The sequence below is a fragment of the Acetivibrio sp. genome, assembly GCF_035371925.1.
Lineage (GTDB): Bacteria > Bacillota > Clostridia > Acetivibrionales > Acetivibrionaceae > Hungateiclostridium.
Genome location: NZ_DAORXT010000001.1, coordinates 31,201 through 49,609, shown reverse-complemented (window position 1 = coordinate 49,609; position 18,409 = coordinate 31,201). Strand labels below are relative to the sequence as shown.

The window sequence follows — 18,409 nt, the reverse complement described above, 5'->3', positions numbered from 1 at the left end:
ATGCCCCCTTGTATTATTAGTATTATTAATTAATTTTTCCAAATAGAGGGGGCTTTATACCTTATTTATCAGAGCTGCTTTTTCGCCGAAGCATTGTGTATTCCTGTACATCCTCTTTCATAGGCATGTATACAGTCATTTGAGGGTGGGGGGCAACGTCTATGTCTTCACCGTCGGCGTTTTTCATCCATTCGATTTTCTGAACAAAGAAGTCTCCTTCGGGGTTTACCACTTCAATTTCTTCACCCTTGTACATACGGTTTCTTTGCTCTATTGTTGCTATTTTTGTAGTCTTGTCGTATTTTTGAACAACTCCTATAAAGTCATACTCTCTTATATATGAACTGGTGGTGTAAATCTGGTCCTTCGGCCCGGGCTTGTTGAAGAAAAAGCCTGTGGTAAATTCCCTGTGGCTTACTTTGCAAACTTCTTCTAAAAGCTTCGGATGGAATTTGTAGTTTTCTTTGTCCTCATAATAGGCATCTAAAGCTTCGCGATATGCTTTTACAACGGTTGCGACATAAAAGGAGCTTTTCATGCGTCCCTCAATTTTGAGACTGGTGACACCGGCCTCAATTAATTCCGGTATATGCTCAATCATGCAAAGGTCCCTGGAATTGAAAATGAATGTACCTCTTTCATTTTCATATACCGGGTAGTATTCGCCGGGCCTTTTTTCCTCCATCAAGTAGTATTTCCATCTGCAGGGGTGAGCACAAAGTCCCCTGTTGGAATCTCTGCCGGCCATGTAATTGCTAAGAAGACACCTTCCGGAGTAGGAGATGCACATGGCTCCGTGGACAAAAACTTCAAGTTCCAAAGAATCGGGAGTATTTTTTCTTATTTCCCGAATCTCATCTAAGGACAGCTCTCTTGCGAGTATCACTCGTTTTACACCCTGGTTGTGCCAAAAACGCGCGCTCATAAAATTGGTGTTGTTGGCCTGGGTGCTTAGATGTATTTCCATATCCGGGGCCATTTCTTTTACCATCGAGAAAATTCCGGGGTCTGACAGTATTATGGCGTCAACTCCCATGCTCGTAACTTCTTTTAAGTATTCCGGAATTCTTTTTAAATCGTTATTGTGAGGAAAGATGTTCATGGTTATATATACTTTTTTCCCTTTATTATGGGCAAATTCCACTCCTTCTTTTAACTCATCCATTGTAAAATTCTCGGCATAGGCTCTGAGGCTGAATTCCTCACCGCCCAGGTAAACGGCATCTGCGCCATATAAAACAGCCATTTTCAATTTTTCAAGGCTTCCGGCTGGCGCAAGCAGTTCAACTTTTTTCATATACTTCACTCCCAATATATTGATAAAATTCTGCCAACAGATATTAATGAAAAATAAGGTTATTTTTTGTAGCTTATTGCCACTCCGTCGCCAACAGGCAAAATGCTTGTCTCCAGTTCATCCATGCTGCAAATGGTTTCAAGGTAGCTTCGTAGCCTCTTTACAATAGTTTTTTTCCTTCTTACTACAAGCTCATCCGTTGCAACCATTCCCTTGTACAGGATATTGTCGGATATGAGAAGACCGCCACTTTTTAGAAGCCTGAGACATTCGGGCAGGAACTCCGGATACTGGCCTTTCGCGGCATCCAAAAATATCATGTCATATTTATGCTCAAGGCATTTTAAGACTTCTAAGGCATCTCCTTCGATTATGTTTATGACATCCTGAAGTCCGGCCTTTTTTACATTGGTTCTGGCTCTTTGAAGCATCAGTTCGTACCTGTCGATGGTGTCAATTCTTCCTCCCGGCTCTAAAACGGTGGAGAAGAGGATGGCAGAGTAACCTATGGCAGTTCCTACTTCCAAAATGCGGGAGGGCCTTAGAGAAAGACCGATTACTCTAAGGAGTGATGCCACTTCAGGATGCACAATCGGCACATGATTTTCTTTTGCAAAATCCTCAAGCTCTGCCAAAATCCCGTCATTTTTCTTAATTGTTTTTCTTATATAGTTGTTTATATACTCATAACAAATCATTTTTATTCAGTCCTTGTATTTTTATGAAAGTTATAAAAATTGTGAGGATTTTTTAAAATCCTCACAACAGTTTTTATATTGTATTGCTTAATTTGCTTCGTATTTTTTAACTGCTTCCAAATGCTCGGCCAAAGTCTTTGAAAAATGGTGACTTCCGTCGCCTTTAGCAACAAAGTACAGATACTCCGATTCTTCGTCCGGGTACAACGCCGCTTCTATGGAAGCAAGACCCGGGCAGCATATGGGTCCTGGCGGAAGCCCTTCATGAAGGTATGTGTTGTACGGGTGGTTTATTTGGGTATCCTCATCGGATAACTTTTCTTTCATTTTTCCCTGAGTTTCATATAAAATATATTGTACGGTGGCACAGGACTGAAGTTTTTTCAGCTCAGCATTCGAAGATTTCAGCCTGTTGTGAAATACGCTGGAAACAATTGGTCTTTCTTCCGGGAGAGCTGTTTCTCTTTCTATTATGGAAGCAAGAATAATTACTTCGTCCACTGTCATATTAAGTTCTTTGGCTCTTTCGTAAAATTCCGGCTTGAATTTTGCATCGAAGTTGTCTAAAAACTTTTCAATTATTGCCCGTTCTCCTGACTTTGGATCAAAGAAGTATGTGTCAGGGAAGAGATATCCTTCAAGTCTGTTCTTTCTTTCCGGACTTTCCGGAATATCTTTTAAAAATTCATAGTCAAATTTTTCGGTATTGCAGGCCTCAACAAAAGCATCTTTGTCCACGACCTTTTTTTCGCTTAGAATATCGGCAATTTGATCTGTGTTTTTGCCCTCAATTATAGTGACAGTAGTTGTAACAGGGTTGCTGCACAGTATCTCCATAATTTCTTTATATTCAAGGTCTTTGTCAACAATATGTTTTCCCGATTTGTAGCGGCCGTCATAACCGTTGAATTTGGAAACGAACTTAAACCAAAAAGGATATTTTATTACTCCTTCTTTTTTAAGTATATTTGCAATGTCCTCGGTATTGGCCCCCCTGGGGATTTCAACCTGAATACCGTTTTCGGGGTCTATTTTTGATAAAACTTCCTCGTAGTTGATTTCTTTCTCATTTACAAAATATGTGTAAGAAGCCAGGGTGCTTATTGTAAATATAATAAGGAAGACAAGAAAGTACAAAAATAAAGACATATATTTATTTTTGCGCTTTTTTGTTTTATTCTTCGATGTTGCCGTACTGCTTCCACTCATTATTCTCACCACCCAATATTTTTTTATTACATAAATCTTATTGCCATATATTTAATATTGTTATTCTTTTCTTCTTGACTTTGCCCGAAGCTCAGTATTGAGGATTTTTTTCCTTAATCGAATGTTCTTCGGAGTAACTTCCACCAGTTCGTCATCTTCGATAAACTCCAAGCACTGCTCAAGGCTTAGTATTACAGGAGGTGTAAGCCTTAGGGCTTCATCGGAACCGGATGCTCTCATGTTGGTAACGTGTTTCTTTTTGCAGACGTTTATAACAATGTCTTCCGATCTGGAATTTTCCCCTACGATCATACCCTCGTACACCTTTGTGCCGGGTGAGATGAACAGGGAACCTCTTTCCTGGGCATTGTAAAGGCCGTAGGTAACAGCTTCTCCATCCTCCCATGCAACCATTGAGCCTCTTTGTCTTCTCGGTATTTCTCCTTTAAAAGGTTCAAAACCATGGAAGACATGATTCATTATACCATTTCCCTTTGTATCAGTCAAAAATTCCGACCTGTAGCCAATAAGCCCTCTTGAAGGAATTTTAAATTCCAGTCTCATATAGCCCTGATGGGCAGAATGCATATTTACCATTTCAGCCTTTCGGCTTCCCAGCTTTTCCATGACAACACCCAAAAAGTCCTCGGGGACGTCAATAATCAGGTATTCTACAGGTTCATACAATTCGCCGTCGATTTCCTTGTAAATAACGCTTGGCTTGGAAACTTGAAATTCATAGCCTTCACGTCTCATGGTTTCAATTAAAATTGAAAGGTGAAGCTCGCCCCTTCCGGACACCTTGAAGGAGTCGGGGGAGTCGGTTTCTTCGACTCTAAGGCTTACATTGGTTTCCAATTCTCTAAAGAGCCTGTCTCTTAAATGCCTTGAAGTAACAAAGTTTCCTTCGCGTCCGGCAAAAGGACTGTTGTTTACGCTAAAGGTCATGGAAATTGTGGGCTCGTCTATATCAATAAAGGGCAAGGGTTCCGGTGAGTTAACATCGCAGACTGTTTCACCGATGTTAATATTTCCGATACCCGACACTGCAATAATGTCTCCCATCATTGCGGACTCCGCTTCAACTCTTTTAAGACCGTTAAATACATAGAGCCTGCTTATTTTGACATTTTCAGTGCTTCCGTCCTTTTTACACAAAACAGCTTGCTGTCCCGTTTTGATTGTGCCCCTTTCGACTCTTCCCACTGCTATTCTTCCCACATAATCATCATAATCTATATTTGATACTAGAAACTGAAGCGGTTTGTCCGTAAAACCTTTGGGAGCGGGTACATGACTTATCAAGGTTTCAAACAGCGGCTCAAGATTTTTCGGTTCGTCACCTAAGTTGTATATAGCGTAGCCTTCTCTTGAAGAAGCATATACGATTGGGAAATCAAGCTGCTCATCGTCCGCTCCAAGTTCAATGAACAACTCGAGGACCTCATCAATCACTTCATTTGGTCTTGCTTCAGGCCTGTCAATTTTGTTTATTACAACTATAGGTTTTAAATTGAGCTGAAGAGCTTTTTTGAGTACGAATCTTGTTTGGGGCATGGTGCCTTCAAAAGAGTCCACCAACAAAAGGACACCGTCGACCATTCCAAGCACCCGTTCGACTTCACCGCCGAAATCGGCATGTCCCGGAGTGTCCACAATATTAATTTTGATGTTTTTGTAAGTTACGGCAGTGTTTTTTGCCAGAATGGTAATTCCTCTTTCTCTCTCCAAATCATTTGAATCCATTACTCTTTCTTGAACCTGTTCATTTTCTCTGAATATACCGCTTTGTTTTAACATTGCGTCTACAAGTGTTGTTTTCCCGTGATCGACATGGGCTATTATAGCGACATTTCTAATGTTTTCTCTAATATTTCCACCAATATTTTCCACAAAAATCTCCCTCTAAATCTATAAAATTCAGTTATTATTATGTTATTATTATAACTATATTATTGTAAAATAGGTATTGAGTCTTGTCAACAAAATAGAAATACTGAAAAATACTGAAATGAAGGATATGATTTTTAGTAAAATTGATTTTTGTCAAAAAATTTTATTTATTATTGATAAAAGAATAACTATGTGTTATACTACTAAACGGAAAATACGCACGCAAGCTTGATTTGTGGGATGGTGCCGCAAGGTTTCCCATAAAGATGAAGGTTGCGGAGGTATAAAACTAATGGAGGTGTTTTAAATGTCAGTTATTTCAATGAAACAATTACTGGAAGCAGGTGTTCACTTCGGTCATCAGACCAGGAGATGGAACCCTAAAATGGCCGAATACATTTTCACAGAAAGGAACGGTATCTATATCATAGACCTTCAAAAGACTGTGAAAAAAGTTGAAGAGGCTTATTATTTTCTAAGAGAAGTGGCAATGAACGGCCAGGGAGTTCTTTTTGTAGGAACCAAGAAACAGGCTCAGGATTCCATAAAGGAAGAAGCCATAAGAGCAGATCAATTCTATGTAAATGCAAGATGGTTGGGTGGAATGCTCACCAACTTCAAGACAATCAAAGGAAGAATAAACAGGTTGAAAGAGCTCACTAAGATGGAAGAGGAAGGCGTTTTCAACGTTCTGCCGAAGAAAGAAGTTATAAAGCTTAAGGCAGAAATGGAAAAATTGGAAAAGTATCTTGGTGGAATCAAAGAAATGAAAGACCTTCCGGGAGCATTGTTTGTTGTGGACCCAAGAAAAGAAAGAATTGCCATTCTTGAAGCTAGAAGGCTTGGTATTCCTGTAGTTGCAATCGTTGATACCAACTGCGATCCTGATGAAGTGGATTATGTAATTCCTGGAAATGACGATGCCATCAGAGCTGTTAAATTGATTGCATCAAAAATGGCAGATGCTATTATAGAAGGAAGACAGGGCGAGCAGCTTTCAGTTGAAAGCACTACTGAAGAGCAGGTTGAAGAAAGTGCTCAGGAAGAAGCTGTTGCAGAAGCTTAATGATCATTCCGACTTCAGCTGATTATCAGGCTGAAGTCGGAGGTCTATTTTGGTGATATGTGAGATGTAAAAACTTTTGGTATCATGTTTCTTAAGTTTTTACACTAAGGTTTAAAAAACATCATAAATGACAATAATATTCAAAAATCAGCTTATCAATTTGAAAAATTAATATTGTTTGGAGGAATTCGGAATGATTACTGCTGAAATGGTTAAAGAGCTTCGTGAAAGAACCGGAGCAGGTATGATGGATTGTAAGAAAGCTCTTTCGGAAGCAAATGGCGATATGGAAAAGGCTATTGAGATTTTAAGAGAAAAAGGACTGGCAGCAGCGGCGAAAAAAGCCGGAAGAATTGCGGCAGAAGGTTTGGTTGACGCTTATATCCACGGTGACGGCAGAATAGGCGTATTGGTTGAGGTAAATATCGAGACCGACTTTGCTGCAAAAAATGAAGATTTCAAAGCCTTTGTAAAGGATATTGCAATGCACATTGCGGCAAGCAAGCCTGAATACATAAGCAGAGATGAAGTTCCTGCGGAAACGGTTGAAAAAGAGAAGGAAATTCTCAGAGCTCAGGCATTAAATGAAGGAAAGCCTGAAAAGATTGTCGAGAAAATGGTTGAAGGAAGAATAGATAAGTTCTATAAGGAAATATGCCTTTTAGAACAGCCGTTTATAAAGGATCCCGATAAGACTGTACAACAGCTTCTCAACGAGAAGATAGCTTTAATAGGTGAAAATATTAATATCAGAAGATTTGTAAGATTTGAAAGAGGCGAAGGCATACAGAAGAAGGAAGAGAACTTTGCAGAGGAAGTTATGAAGCAAATAGGTGGCTAATTTTCAAATATTAAGGGAACATATAATGTATTTATATGTTCCCTTTTTAGGGATTATTGTTATTTTAAAATATTGTTTCCAATCGGAAGGTTTCTGTGTTAAAATAACATTTAGGAGCGGAGGATTATCTTTAATGCAAAAAGCAAAGTATAAAAGAGTTATGTTGAAAATAAGCGGTGAGGCCCTGGCGGGAGATAAAAAGCAAGGGCTTGATACCGATACAATAAATGAGATTTCAAGGAATATAAAAGAGATCTACAATATGGGAGTTGAAATTGCCATTGTTGTAGGGGGTGGGAACTTTTGGAGAGGCAGAAGCGGAAAAGGAATGGACCGCACCACTGCGGATCATATGGGTATGCTGGCAACTGTCATTAATGCATTGGGACTTCAGGATGCCTTAGAATCCCAGGGAGTGCCTACAAGGGTTCAAACAGCCATAGAAATGAGGCAGATAGCAGAGCCGTATATACGAAGGAAAGCAGTAAGGCACTTGGAAAAGAGAAGAATTGTTATTTTCGCTTGCGGAACAGGAAATCCTTATTTTTCCACGGACACCACAGCAGCCTTGCGTGCAGCTGAAATTGACGCAGAAGTTATATTGCTCGCAAAGAAGGTTGACGGCGTTTATGACAGTGACCCGAATTTAAACCCTGACGCAAAGAAGTTTGATAGGCTTACGTTTTTGGATGTGCTCAATAAAGGTCTGGGGGTAATGGATTCAACTGCTGCTTCCCTTTGCAAAGACAATAATATTCCGATAGTAGTTTTTGGACTCAACAAACCGGAAAATATTGTTAAAGCTGTATTGGGTGAGAACATTGGTACAATAGTAATGTAAATAGAGGAGGAATATGTCAATGGACGAGTATAAGAATATTGAAGAAAAAATGAAAAAAACTATCAGTGTATTGAAAGATGAGCTTAATACTGTCAGAGCGGGCAGGGCAAATGCAGCGATATTAGATAGGATAACGGTTGACTATTACGGCGCGCCCACACCGATTAACCAGCTTGGTACTATTTCAATACCGGAACCAAGGGTTATAATGATTCAACCTTGGGATACCCAGATATTAAAGGAAATTGAAAAGGAGATTCAGAAATCGGATATTGGCATAAATCCGAATAATGACGGAAAGGTTATTAGATTGGTATTTCCTCCGCTTACCGAGGAAAGAAGAAAAGAGCTTACAAAGCTTGCCAGAAAATACGGAGAAGATTCCAAAGTTGCTGTAAGGTCTATAAGAAGAGACGGGCTTGAAAAAATGAAAGCTATGAAAAAGAATGGCGAAATTACCGAAGATGATCTCAAGAATGCGGAAAAAGAAATCCAGAACCTTACTGACAAATATATTGCGGAAATAGATAAGATAGTTGAAGCAAAAGAGAAAGAAATACTTGAGGTTTAGTTATGAAGGACGGAAATGTTATCGGTTTTACATTGCAAGAAGCAATAAGTATGTTAAATGACGCAGGAGGGAAAATTGCTTCTGTCAGGTTGACATCTCCGCCCAAGGCTGAATTTATAGAAATTGAAGATTATTACAGAGTGATAAATGCTATCGATAAAGGTGAAGAAGGCATTGAGCTTGTTGTTTGCAGACCCCTCTAACATTGGAGGGGTTTTAAAGTTTTGCTGGCGAAAGGAATTTATTGCTTTTACTGATGCTTATATATATAATATAATAATAGCCAATAATAAAAGTATTTTTGTCAGTAGGTTTTGGAGGTTATAATGAGTTTTTTGAAAAATATATTTAAAATAAGGGATCGGAGAAAAAGTAATATAGATTATACTAAATTGCCGGCTCACATTGCAATTATAATGGACGGAAACGGCAGATGGGCAAAAAAAAGAGCTCTTCCGCGCTCTGTAGGTCACAGGGAAGGTGCTAAAACTCTTAAGGAAATAAGTACATTTTGCGGAGAGATTGGAATAAAGTATCTCACTGTCTATGCTTTTTCGACGGAGAATTGGAAGAGACCGAAAAGTGAAGTGGATGCTTTGATGAGTCTTCTTTTAGACTATCTTAAAAATGCCGAGACTCATATTGGAGGAAAAAATGTCAGAATACAAGTTATAGGCGATATAAGTGTATTTGACGATAATATAAAGAAAGAAATTGACAGGGTTACAAAGCTTACTTCGAAAAATAGCGGGCTGATTTTGAATATTGCTTTAAATTACGGCAGCAGGGATGAGATTGTGCATGCGGCAAAAAGAATAGCAAAGGAAGTTGCCGAGGGAAAAATTAATGCCGGTGATATTGATGAGAAAGTCTTAAATGACAGATTATATACTGCTGCGATACCGGATCCCGATTTGTTGATACGTCCCGGGGGAGAAAAAAGGCTTAGCAATTTTCTTTTATGGCAATCGGCATATACAGAGCTTTGGTACACTGATGTGCTCTGGCCCGATTTTAAAAAGGAGCATATTTTAGAGGCTATTTCCGATTATCAGAAGAGGAACAGAAGATTTGGAGGGATATGAAGTTGCTGAAAACCAGAGTGGCAAGTGCTCTAATAGGAATAATTATTTTATTCGCAGTGGTATTTTCGGGACAGATAGTTCTTGGGGTATCGGTTTTTCTTGTTTCCGTTATTGCTATGTATGAGTATTTTAAATCTTTGAAGAATGCCGGTTACAGGCCTGTCGAGGCGGTAGGCTACATATCGTGTGCCGGTATTTTGCTTCTTTGCAGTCAGGTAGTGCAAATACCCTTTCTTGACCGGATGATATCCTTGAAGTCATTGATGTTTGCTGTTTTTATTATGATAGTAGTTCTATTTTCCTTTATAATTTTTTTACATAGTAAATATAATATTACGGATATTTCGCTGACTTTTTTCGGTGTTTTCTATATAGCCTTTTTGCTGTCATTTATAGTTCTTACACGGAACTTAAACAACGGCTTTTTCTTTGTTTGGCTTATATTTATCGGAGCTTTTTCCACCGACACCATGGCATATTTTTCAGGACTCCTTTTCGGAAAACACAAGCTTATGCCAGCCATAAGCCCTAAAAAAACAGTGGAAGGGTCAATTGGCGGAGTAATAGGCTGTGCATTGACAACCTTGCTTTACGGATTGTATTTAAATAAAAGCGGATCTATTGATTTTATTCCATATTACCACTTCTTGCTTATGGGGATTTTGTGCGGCATTATATCCCAGATAGGAGATTGGGCGGCTTCTGCAATTAAGCGATATGTAAAGGTTAAGGATTTTGGCTCGATTATGCCGGGGCACGGCGGAGCTCTTGACAGGTTTGACAGTATATTGTTCACTGCTCCTGTGATATACTTTTATTTAAGTCAGATTATTTAGTTTTTTTGGATGGATAAGCAGAAGGAGGATAATATGGTAAAGAGAATCTCGATTCTTGGCTCTACAGGTTCCATAGGTGTTCAGACCTTGGATGTGGCCAGAAATTTAAATATAAAGGTTGACGGATTGGCGGCAAATAAAAACATTGATTTACTTGAAAAACAAGTCAGGGAGTTTCATCCCGAGGTAGTTGCAGTAAAGGATGAGGAAAGGGCCAGGGTTTTAAGAGAAAGGCTTTCGGATACCGATTGCAAAGTGGAAAGCGGCATTGACGGGCTCAAAACCGTGGCTTCCATTGAAAGCGTGGAAACTGTTGTTACTTCTATTGTGGGAATTGCCGGTCTTATTCCTACCATGGAGGCCATAAAGCATAAAAAAAATATAGCACTGGCAAATAAAGAAACCCTTGTAACCGCAGGGCATATTGTTATGTCCGAGGCCGCAAAAATGGAAGTTAAGATTCTTCCGGTAGACAGTGAACATTCTGCAATTTTTCAAAGTCTAATGGGTAATAATAAAGAAGATGTGTCAAAAATAATTTTGACTGCATCCGGAGGCCCCTTTAGAGGAAGAAAAAGGGGGCAGCTTGAGAATGTCACGCTTAAGGAGGCTCTAAAGCACCCAAACTGGAGTATGGGAAGCAAAATAACCATTGATTCGGCAACGATGATGAACAAAGGCTTAGAGGTTATTGAGGCCCATTGGCTTTTTGATATACCGCAAGATGATATTGAAGTTTTGGTCCATCCTCAGAGCATCATTCATTCAATGGTTGAATACAAAGACGGCTCTATAATAGCTCAGTTGGGATCACCGGATATGAGGCTCCCCATACAGTTTGCCCTCACGTATCCGGACAGAAAGCCAAACAACTTTTCAAAGCTTGACATTATCAAGAACGGAAGTCTCACCTTCGAGGCTCCCGATATTGAGGCATTTCCGTGCCTTGAGCTTGCTTTTGAAGCGTTAAGAGCGGGAGGTACCATGCCGGCAGTGCTCAATGCGGCAAATGAAGAAGCTGTGGGATTGTTTTTGGATGAGAAAATAAGGTTTTTGGATATACCGAAAATCATAGAAAATGTAATGGGAAGACATTCAATCAAGCCGGATCCTGATATTGACGATATAATTGATATAGATTTGTGGGCAAGGAGAAAGGTTAGAGAGATAATTAATTAGGTTTTTTGCATATTTTATCTTAAGAACATACTGCATAATAATGGAAGGCTTGTTTTGCTTAATATACTAATAGAGTATGACACATTCATCATTCAGGAGGTTTTTATGAGATTTTTATTGGTTATTTTGGCTTTTGATTTTATTATCATCATTCATGAGTTGGGACACTTTATTGTTGCCAAACTGTCGGGTATAAAAGTTGAAGAGTTTTCTCTCTTTGTAGGTCCGAAGCTTTTTTCCATAAAGCGCGGTGAGACAGCTTATACATTGCGCTTGTTTCCTATACTTGCTTATGTCAAGATGGAAGGAGAAGAAGAGGAATCGGACAGCGAACGGGCTTTTAGCAACAAGCCTGTATGGGTGAGGTTTGCGGTGGTGGCGGCAGGACCTTTGGCCAATTTAATTTCCGCATTTTTGATAATATCAATAGTGTATTATACAACGGGTTATACCACAAGAACTGTAGGTCTTGTTCAGGAAGGTTCTGCAGCTTATAATGCCGGTATCGAAGAAGGGGACGTTATTGTCGGCTACGATGACAAGAGAATATATGACCCTCTGGAAGTTATCCAGTTTTTATATATATCCAAAGGAGAAAAGACTACCATTGAATTTGTAAGAAACGGAACCAAGATGAAAAAAGATATTGAGCCTTATGTAGAAAGGACTTATCAGCTCGGGTATTATTCGGAGTCGGTGGAAAATTCCAACGTCATTGCAGAGTTGGTTAGCGGCGGTGCTTTAGAAAAAGTCGGTGCGAAGCCCGGCGATAAGATTGTAAAGTTAAATGATGCAGAGATTGGTAATATTGATGAAATAAAGAGTTTCTTAAAAGAGAATAAAAACCAGCCGGTTAAGGTAACTGTTTTGAGGGACGGAAGCGAATTGGTTTTTGATGTTGAGCCGCAATTTACTGAGAATTATGCTCTTGGCTTGGCTTTTTCCCGGGCAAAGGGAGGCAATATTTTGGATGTTTTTAAGAACAGTGCACTGTTTACCTATTCCAATATACGTATGGTGCCTTACAGCCTTTATTGGCTTGTAACAGGTCAGGTATCCTTAAATCAGATGACAGGACCTGTTGGAATTGTAAGTACCATGAATGATGTGGCACAGCAAAGTGAAACCTTTAAGGATGCGGTGCTAAACATCCTCCTTTGGACTGCTTTGATAAGTGCCGCAATTGGTGCAACAAACCTTGTGCCTTTCCCGGCGCTTGACGGAAGCAAGCTTCTTATTCTTGCCATTGAGGCGGTTAGCAGAAGGAAGATTCCTGTGGAAAAGGAAGCAATTATTACAACAATAGGATTTGTTATTTTGATAGGTCTTTCAATATTTGTAATGGCAAATGACATAATGAGATTTATTATTAAATAAAAGTATAAAAACTATCAGTGAAAAAGAGTATCAAGCAATATTTCAAAGAGAAAGAAGAGAGTTTGAAATATGGAGTATATCAAGAGAAAGCCGACAAGGAAAGTTAGAGCTGGAGATGTATATATAGGCGGTGATTCCAAAATTCCGGTTCAGTCCATGACCAACACCGATACGAGGGATATTGCCTCTACCGTCAATCAAATAAAAATGCTTGAGGATATGGGATGCGACATTATAAGGGTTGCTGTTGTGGACCGGGAAGCAGCCGATGCCATACGCTCAATAAAGAAATCTGTAAGGATTCCGTTGGTGGCCGATATTCACTTTGATTATCGGCTTGCCATATCCAGTATGGAAAACGGGGCTGACAAGATAAGATTAAATCCCGGAAATATTGGTGACAAAGAAAGAGTAAAAAAGGTCGTGGAAGTTGCAAAGTCAAGACAGATACCCATTCGCATAGGGGTAAATTCCGGGTCCCTTGAGAAAAACATTGTTGAGAAATATGGTGGAATAACTCCTGAGGCAATGGTGGAAAGTGCATTAGGACACGTTCGAATATTGGAGGAACTTGATTTTTACGATATAGTGATTTCCTTAAAGGCGTCAAGTGTGCCCATGACTATAGCAGCTTACCGTCTGATGTCCGAGAAAACCGATTATCCTTTGCATATCGGTGTTACCGAGGCGGGAACCGTTTTTAAAGGCACTATTAAGTCCTGTGCCGGCTTGGGTTGCCTTTTGGCAGAGGGCATAGGGGACACAATAAGGGTGTCGCTGACCGGGGACCCTAAAGAAGAGGTTTTGGTCGGGCATGAGCTTTTAAGAGCTTTGGGCATTGAAAAGGGCGGAATTGAGTTTGTTTCCTGCCCTACGTGCGGAAGATGCCAAATTGACCTAATCGGAATAGCTGAAAAAGTGGAAAAAGAGCTTGGGGGTCTTGACAAGAATCTCAAAGTGGCAATTATGGGTTGTGCCGTAAACGGTCCGGGTGAGGCCAAGGAAGCGGATATCGGCATTGCAGGAGGAAAAGGCGAGGTATTGCTGTTCAAAAAGGGAGTTATAGTTCGTAAGATTCCCCAGGAGAGGGCAGTTGAAGAACTTATGGAGGAAATATTGAGAATGTAAGGAAAGGGGGGGAGTAATTGGTGCAAAATGTATTGATTAATGATAAAAAGCTCTGTGAACTTTTTCCGGAGGTAATTAATAATGACAAGGACAGAGAGCTTTTTAGTGCCGCAAAAATACAAGGTATAAATGTGTATAAAAAATCCAGGAAACTGGAGATTTTTATTGTTTCGGACACACTAATACCTGCAAAGACCCTCGACACTGTTGAGCAAAGCTTTAAAAGGCTTTTTGGGCTTGAACAGGTACATCTCAAAGTTTCCTTTAATGTAGATTTTTCAATAGAGGAGGCGCTTGACAAGTACTGGGACAGCATACTTTATATTACAAAGAAAAACGTTGCATTGTGCCGCGGAATATTAAGCGGATGCAAGTGGAAAATAGAGGATAAAAAGCTTTGTATTTACCTTAAGACAAAAGGAACGGAAATTTTAAAATGCAAGAACTGTGACACTTTAATTGAAAATATAATAAAAGAGTGTTTTGGATTGCAAATAAGGGTTGAATTTAAGGATTTTGAAATAAATGAGGATAAGATAAACGAATATATCGAGTTTAAAGTGAATGAGGAAGCAAAGGTTGTAACCGATACCGTTAAGAATATTGCAAAAGCCGAAAAAAGTGAAAAAACGAACGGTGCTCAAAAGAGCAATGCACCTTCTTCTTCAGGCAGCAAATCGACTACAGGCGACAAGTCGGAGGTTATTCTGGGCAAAAGCTTTAATGACAGTGTGATGAATATGTCCGAAGTGACTCAGGATTCCGGCAGAATTGCCATAAAAGGTGAGATAATAAGAACGGAGACAAGGGAGTTAAAAAGCGGCAAGCTGCTTTATATATTTGATGTAACTGATCTTACCAGCTCCCTTACTGTTAAAGTTTTTTTGGACAAGGACAAGTCGGAAAATGTTATAGAAAGACTTAAGGAAAAGACCAATGTAAAAATTCGCGGTGAAGCCCAGTATGACAAATTCTCAAGGGAACTTACGGTACTGGCTTCGGATATCGTTGAGATTTGCGTGCAGGCAAGAAACGACAATGCCGCAGAAAAGAGAGTGGAGCTTCATCTTCACACACAGATGAGCGCAATGGACGGAGTTACATCGGTTAAGGATTTAATAAAGCGTGCAGCCCAGTGGGGTCATAAGGCAATTGCCATTACCGACCATGGCGTGGTGCAGGCTTATCCTGATGCAGCTGATGCGGCCAAAAAGAATAAAATAAAGGTTATTTACGGAATAGAAGCATACCTTCTTGACGATTCCGTTCCCATTGTCTATCATCCCAACGGATATCCTGTTGACGGAGAGTTTGTGGTATTTGATATTGAGACTACCGGTCTTTCTTCTGATAAAGATAAAATAACGGAAATCGGCGCGGTAAAAATCAAGGAAGGTAAAGTAATAGATACTTTCAGTACATTTGTAAATCCTGAAATTCCGATACCGGAGTTGGTTGTCAAGTTAACGGGTATAACGGACGATATGGTAGCCGACTCTCCAACCATTGACAAAGTATTGCCCGAGTTTTTGGAGTTTGTGGGTACTTCTCCCCTGGTGGCTCATAATGCGGTTTTTGATACGGGGTTTATCAAGCACAATGCCCGTCTTATGGATATTAATGTGGACAACCCTGTGATTGACACTTTAGAGCTTTCAAGGCAGATGTTTCCCGAGCTTAAAAAGCATAAGCTGGACATTGTTGCAAAGCATCTGGGGGTATCGCTGGAAAACCATCACAGGGCTTCGGATGATGCAATGGCTTGTGCGGGTATTTTTATAAAATGCCTTGAGATACTATCGTCACAAAAGAATGTTAAAACTATTGACGATATTCAGAATGCCTTTGAGGATTGTTGGAACTATCAAAAGGCAAATTCGTATCATGCCATTATACTTGTAAAAAACTACGTGGGTCTTAAGAATCTGTACAAGATTGTATCTAAGACTCATTTGGAATATTATCATAAAAGGCCGAGACTTCCGAGAAAGCTTTTAATGATGTACAGAGAAGGCCTTATTTTGGGAAGTGCATGCGAGGCTGGAGAGCTTTACCGTGCAATTCTTGAAAACAAGGATGATGCCGAAATTGCAAAAATCGCCAGATTCTACGATTATCTTGAAATACAGCCTCTGGGCAACAACCGTTTTCTTTTGGACAGCGGAAAGGTAAACAGTGAGGAAGACTTAAAAGAAATAAACAGAAAAATCGTAGCTCTCGGTGAAAAATACAACAAGCCGGTGGTTGCCACCTGCGATGTGCATTTCATGGATCCGCAGGATGAGGTTTTCAGAAGGATACTTATGGCAGGGCAAGGCTTTGCGGATGCGGACAATCAGGCACCCTTGTATTTTAGGACGACCGATGAAATGCTGGAAGAATTTGAATACTTGGGCGAGGAAAAATGCTACGAGGTGGTTGTAACCAATACCAATTTGATTGCAGATATGTGTGAAGACATAATTCCCATACCGGACGGAACCTTTCCTCCCAAAATAGAGGGTGCCGAAGAGGAAATAAAGATGCTTGCCCAAAACAAGGCCAGAGAGATTTACGGGGAAAACCTTCCGGAGATTGTGGAAAAGCGCATGGAAAAGGAGCTTAACTCAATAATAACCAACGGCTTTTCGGTTATGTATATTATTGCTCAAAAGCTTGTGTGGAAATCCTTGAGTGACGGCTATCTTGTAGGGTCGAGAGGGTCTGTCGGTTCATCATTTGTTGCCTATCTTATAGGAATAACCGAGGTTAATTCCCTTCCGCCCCACTACATATGCGAAAGCTGCAAATATTCGGAGTTCGTTTTGGACGGAAGTTACGGATGCGGCTTTGACATGCCGGAGAAGGAATGCCCCAATTGCGGCAAAAACCTAAAGAAAGACGGTTATGACATTCCTTTTGAAACCTTTTTGGGATTTGAAGGGGATAAAGAGCCTGATATTGACTTAAACTTTTCTGGAGAATACCAACCGGTAGCCCATAAATATACCGAAGAGCTTTTCGGTGTGGGACATGTTTACAGAGCGGGTACCATAGGAACAATTGCCGAGAAGACGGCCTACGGTTTTGTAAAAAACTACTTAGATGAAAGAAGTATAGTGGCAACCAATGCGGAAATCAACCGTTTGGTTAAGGGCTGTACCGGTGTAAAGAGGACTACCGGACAGCACCCGGGGGGAGTTATGATTGTTCCTCAAGACAGGGAAATTTATGAGTTTTGCCCGATACAGTATCCGGCGGACGATGCAACCTCTGGCACCATCACAACCCATTTTGATTACCATTCCATAAGCGGAAGGCTTTTAAAGCTCGACATATTAGGCCATGACGACCCTACGGTTATAAGGATGCTTGAGGATTTGACCGGGGTTAATGCCAGGACAATTCCCATAGGAGAGAAGAAAACCATGGGGATATTCAGCAGTACCGAACCTCTGGGAATAAACCCCGAAGACATAAACAGCCCTGTGGGGACCTTTGCGATTCCCGAATTCGGAACCAAGTTTGTAAGGCAGATGCTTGTAGACACCAAGCCGAAAACTTTTTCCGAGCTTATAAGGATTTCGGGGCTTTCCCACGGAACGGATGTCTGGCTTAACAATGCCCAGGACCTTGTGAGGAATAATATTGCATCATTGTCCGAGGTTATATGTACCAGGGATGACATAATGCTAAACCTTATACATTACGGTCTACCGAACAAAACAGCATTTAAGATTATGGAAGATGTCCGAAAGGGTAAGGGACTTAAGGAAGAGTATGAGCAGATAATGAGAGAGAAAAATGTACCCGACTGGTACATAGGCTCCTGCAAAAAAATAAAGTACATGTTCCCGAAAGCCCATGCGGCGGCGTATGTTATGATGGCTTTCAGAATTGCATGGTTTAAGGTATATTATCCGGAAGCATTTTATGCAACATACTTTACTGTCCGGGCGGATGAATTTGATGCTGTTATGATGTGCCATGGAAAGGAAAAAGTAAAAAACAAGATAAGAGAGTTTGAGCTAAAGGGAAACAACATGACTCAGAAAGAAAAAAATACTCTTACCATACTTGAGGTTGCCAATGAAATGTATGCAAGGGGCATAAAGTTTTTGCCCATCGACATTTATAAATCGGATGCCGTAAAATTTCTGATTGAGAAAGACGGTATCAGACCGCCCCTCAATGCTCTTCAAGGGCTTGGAAGTTCGGCAGCGCAAAGTATTGTAGAGGCAAGATGCGAAGGTGAGTTTTTGTCTGTGGATGACTTGCGTGTAAGGGCGAAAGTAAGCAAGACGGTTATAGAAATTTTGCAGCAAAGCGGATGTCTGGACGGTTTGCCGGAGAGCAACCAGATAAGCTTGTTTGGCTGATATTCTGTTTGAAAATTTATTCTAAAGCTT

Annotated in this window: 15 protein-coding genes; 11 read left to right on the top strand and 4 right to left on the bottom strand. The window is 40.2% G+C overall.

Annotated features, from left to right (window positions below):
• Positions 1 to 61: 61 nt before the first annotated feature.
• From PLH43_RS00215 to typA, 4 genes are all read right to left on the bottom strand, one after another.
• Complete coding sequence (locus tag PLH43_RS00215; RefSeq protein ID WP_324358845.1) at positions 62 to 1,297, bottom strand: U32 family peptidase; 1,236 nt, start codon at positions 1,295 to 1,297, stop codon at positions 62 to 64.
• Positions 1,298 to 1,356: 59 nt separating this feature from the next.
• A complete protein-coding gene (locus PLH43_RS00210; protein WP_324358843.1) occupies positions 1,357 to 1,995 on the bottom strand; it encodes an O-methyltransferase in 639 nt (212 codons plus the stop codon).
• Positions 1,996 to 2,082: 87 nt separating this feature from the next.
• Positions 2,083 to 3,204, bottom strand: coding sequence for an endolytic transglycosylase MltG (gene mltG, locus PLH43_RS00205; RefSeq protein WP_324358841.1), 1,122 nt, complete (start codon positions 3,202 to 3,204; stop codon positions 2,083 to 2,085).
• 60 nt (positions 3,205 to 3,264) lie between these two features.
• Complete coding sequence (typA, locus tag PLH43_RS00200) at positions 3,265 to 5,097, bottom strand: translational GTPase TypA (RefSeq protein WP_324358839.1); 1,833 nt, start codon at positions 5,095 to 5,097, stop codon at positions 3,265 to 3,267.
• A 307-nt stretch (positions 5,098 to 5,404) separates the two neighbouring features.
• On the opposite strand from typA, the gene rpsB reads away from it, so the two are divergent.
• The 11 genes from rpsB to PLH43_RS00145 all read left to right on the top strand — a co-directional run bounded on the left by rpsB (position 5,405) and on the right by PLH43_RS00145 (position 18,379).
• Positions 5,405 to 6,163 carry a 30S ribosomal protein S2 gene (gene rpsB, locus PLH43_RS00195; protein ID WP_324358837.1) on the top strand — a complete coding sequence of 253 codons (759 nt, stop codon included), beginning with the start codon at positions 5,405 to 5,407 and terminating at the stop codon, positions 6,161 to 6,163.
• 193 nt (positions 6,164 to 6,356) lie between these two features.
• Entirely contained in the window at positions 6,357 to 7,004 is a 648-nt protein-coding gene (gene tsf / locus PLH43_RS00190) for a translation elongation factor Ts (RefSeq protein WP_324358835.1), read from the top strand.
• A gap of 133 nt (positions 7,005 to 7,137) precedes the next feature.
• Complete coding sequence (gene pyrH / locus PLH43_RS00185) at positions 7,138 to 7,845, top strand: UMP kinase (RefSeq protein WP_324358832.1); 708 nt, start codon at positions 7,138 to 7,140, stop codon at positions 7,843 to 7,845.
• Between the two features lie 19 nt (positions 7,846 to 7,864).
• Positions 7,865 to 8,416 (top strand): ribosome recycling factor, encoded by a 552-nt coding sequence (gene frr / locus PLH43_RS00180; protein ID WP_324358831.1) that lies wholly within the window; start codon positions 7,865 to 7,867, stop codon positions 8,414 to 8,416.
• A gap of 2 nt (positions 8,417 to 8,418) precedes the next feature.
• Positions 8,419 to 8,619 carry a hypothetical protein gene (locus tag PLH43_RS00175; RefSeq protein ID WP_324358829.1) on the top strand — a complete coding sequence of 67 codons (201 nt, stop codon included), beginning with the start codon at positions 8,419 to 8,421 and terminating at the stop codon, positions 8,617 to 8,619.
• A 123-nt stretch (positions 8,620 to 8,742) separates the two neighbouring features.
• Positions 8,743 to 9,501 (top strand): isoprenyl transferase, encoded by a 759-nt coding sequence (locus PLH43_RS00170; RefSeq protein ID WP_324358827.1) that lies wholly within the window; start codon positions 8,743 to 8,745, stop codon positions 9,499 to 9,501.
• Between the two features lie 2 nt (positions 9,502 to 9,503).
• Positions 9,504 to 10,337 (top strand): phosphatidate cytidylyltransferase, encoded by an 834-nt coding sequence (locus tag PLH43_RS00165; protein WP_324358915.1) that lies wholly within the window; start codon positions 9,504 to 9,506, stop codon positions 10,335 to 10,337.
• A gap of 33 nt (positions 10,338 to 10,370) precedes the next feature.
• Positions 10,371 to 11,516, top strand: a complete 1,146-nt coding sequence (locus PLH43_RS00160) for a 1-deoxy-D-xylulose-5-phosphate reductoisomerase (protein ID WP_324358825.1) — start codon at positions 10,371 to 10,373, stop codon at positions 11,514 to 11,516.
• Positions 11,517 to 11,621: 105 nt separating this feature from the next.
• On the top strand, positions 11,622 to 12,893 hold the full coding sequence (gene rseP / locus PLH43_RS00155) for an RIP metalloprotease RseP (RefSeq protein ID WP_324358823.1): 1,272 nt from the start codon (positions 11,622 to 11,624) through the stop codon (positions 12,891 to 12,893).
• 69 nt (positions 12,894 to 12,962) lie between these two features.
• The gene (gene ispG / locus PLH43_RS00150; protein ID WP_324358821.1) at positions 12,963 to 14,021 is read left to right on the top strand and encodes a flavodoxin-dependent (E)-4-hydroxy-3-methylbut-2-enyl-diphosphate synthase; all 1,059 of its coding nucleotides are present in this window, start codon (positions 12,963 to 12,965) and stop codon (positions 14,019 to 14,021) included.
• A 20-nt stretch (positions 14,022 to 14,041) separates the two neighbouring features.
• Positions 14,042 to 18,379 (top strand): PolC-type DNA polymerase III, encoded by a 4,338-nt coding sequence (locus PLH43_RS00145; RefSeq protein WP_324358819.1) that lies wholly within the window; start codon positions 14,042 to 14,044, stop codon positions 18,377 to 18,379.
• Positions 18,380 to 18,409: the final 30 nt, after the last annotated feature.

Coding starts and splice junctions, on each gene's coding strand:
- PLH43_RS00215 (WP_324358845.1), bottom strand. CDS start 1,297: ATGAAAAAAGTTGAACTGCTTGCGCCAGCCGGAAGCCTTGAAAAATTG.
- PLH43_RS00210 (WP_324358843.1), bottom strand. CDS start 1,995: ATGATTTGTTATGAGTATATAAACAACTATATAAGAAAAACAATTAAG.
- mltG (WP_324358841.1), bottom strand. CDS start 3,204: ATGAGTGGAAGCAGTACGGCAACATCGAAGAATAAAACAAAAAAGCGC.
- rpsB (WP_324358837.1), top strand. CDS start 5,405: ATGTCAGTTATTTCAATGAAACAATTACTGGAAGCAGGTGTTCACTTC.
- tsf (WP_324358835.1), top strand. CDS start 6,357: ATGATTACTGCTGAAATGGTTAAAGAGCTTCGTGAAAGAACCGGAGCA.
- pyrH (WP_324358832.1), top strand. CDS start 7,138: ATGCAAAAAGCAAAGTATAAAAGAGTTATGTTGAAAATAAGCGGTGAG.
- frr (WP_324358831.1), top strand. CDS start 7,865: ATGGACGAGTATAAGAATATTGAAGAAAAAATGAAAAAAACTATCAGT.
- PLH43_RS00175 (WP_324358829.1), top strand. CDS start 8,419: ATGAAGGACGGAAATGTTATCGGTTTTACATTGCAAGAAGCAATAAGT.
- PLH43_RS00170 (WP_324358827.1), top strand. CDS start 8,743: ATGAGTTTTTTGAAAAATATATTTAAAATAAGGGATCGGAGAAAAAGT.
- PLH43_RS00160 (WP_324358825.1), top strand. CDS start 10,371: ATGGTAAAGAGAATCTCGATTCTTGGCTCTACAGGTTCCATAGGTGTT.
- rseP (WP_324358823.1), top strand. CDS start 11,622: ATGAGATTTTTATTGGTTATTTTGGCTTTTGATTTTATTATCATCATT.
- ispG (WP_324358821.1), top strand. CDS start 12,963: ATGGAGTATATCAAGAGAAAGCCGACAAGGAAAGTTAGAGCTGGAGAT.